This is a genomic window from Haemophilus sp. Marseille-P9675 (genome assembly GCF_916862695.1).
Classification (GTDB): Bacteria; Pseudomonadota; Gammaproteobacteria; order Enterobacterales; family Pasteurellaceae; genus Haemophilus; species Haemophilus haemolyticus_K.
This window is the reverse complement of the sequence record NZ_CAKASP010000018.1, coordinates 1-540: the sequence shown is the minus strand read 5'-3', so window position 1 is coordinate 540 and position 540 is coordinate 1. Positions and strand designations below refer to the sequence as shown.

Genomic DNA, 540 nt, shown 5'->3' with positions numbered 1-540 from the left:
TAAAATTGATAATGCAGCGGATAAGAATTTAAGCAATATTACCGATGCTGGTAAAAAACAAATCAAAGATCAGGTAACTTGGAAAGCGAAGGCTAATAATTCTGGAATCGCCTTGACTGAAGATACGGTTGATGACGATGATACCGCTGAAACTATTGGTGCAGACGGCATATTAACGCTAGATGCAGGTAAAAACTTACGTTTACAACGTAAAGGTAAAGTATTCACTTATGGATTAGATTCTGATTTAACAGGCATTAACAGCATCACTGGTTTAGCTAGTACATTGCCAGTAACAAAAAATGATGCAGCTGCACCAACAACCAATCAAGCAGTACCAACCAAAGTGGATGGAACAAAAGCTGCGTCTGTAAACGATATTTTAAATGCCGGTTGGAATTTAAAAGAGAATGATACAGACAAAGATTTTGTTAAAGCTTATGACACAGTGAAATTTGTTAATGGTACTGGTACCACTGCGAATGTAACAGTCACTGAAAACGGTGCTGTAAGTGCGGTTAAATTTGATGTGAAAAAAAC

At 37.0% G+C, this 540-nt stretch carries 1 pseudogene; it reads left to right on the top strand.

The annotated features are described in order from the left end of the window. Positions 1-540 (top strand): annotated as a pseudogene (locus LIX50_RS09490) (hypothetical protein); the annotation flags it as partial.